The sequence below is a fragment of the Sulfitobacter sp. HI0040 genome (genome assembly GCF_001634885.1).
Lineage (GTDB): Bacteria > Pseudomonadota > Alphaproteobacteria > Rhodobacterales > Rhodobacteraceae > Sulfitobacter.
This window is the reverse complement of record NZ_LWEX01000459.1, coordinates 1-623: the sequence shown is the minus strand read 5'-3', so window position 1 is coordinate 623 and position 623 is coordinate 1. Positions and strand designations below refer to the sequence as shown.

At 60.8% G+C, this 623-nt stretch carries 1 protein-coding gene; it reads right to left on the bottom strand.

Going from position 1 to position 623, the window contains the following annotated elements; genetic code table 11:
• The coding region (locus A3728_RS18985; protein WP_150120887.1) for an IS110 family transposase at nucleotides 1-463 on the bottom strand (463 nt) is incomplete at its 3' end.
• Between the last annotated feature and the right edge of the window lie 160 nt (nucleotides 464-623).

Here is a 623-nt window from a genome sequence, read left to right as displayed (position 1 = left end):
GCTCGGTCTTCGAGCGCGAGACGATCTCGTGCGTCTTCGACAGTTCCTGGATGTCGGCAGTGCCAGTGACCAGCGGATCGTGGAAGAATTGCACCGCGCCGATCTCCAGCATGTGCAGGATCACCTGGGCGTCCTTCGGATCGTTCTTGTCCCAGCTGTTGTGCAGAGCTTCGCGCGTCCGGGCCAAACCCACAGAGGACACGAGCTTCAGATCGAACCCGGCCTGGCCGAGATGATGCGCCAATGGCCGATGGTAGTTGCCGGTTGCCTCGAAGCCGATCCTCACGGGCAGACCGTAGTCCATAAGAATGGCGGCCAAGCGCCGAAAGTCGTCGAGCGTGTTCGTGATCGTCAATCGACGGCGGCGCTTCTTGCCAGGTACGCCAATCAGCACCTCGTGGCGGTGCTTGGAAATGTCGATGGCGACCAACAAGGTCGAGGCAGTAGTATCGGTGGCGGTCATAGCCGGTCTCCTCAGCGGTGTGGTTTGTGCAAAACCACTGTTGAGACCTGAGACCCGGTTATGGCCACCCGCGTCGCTATCTGAGGGCTGCGCGCATGGCCATAACCTCAAACAAGCGCCTCTTCCCGACGTGCTACGGCACGGAGTTCACAAGCCGGGC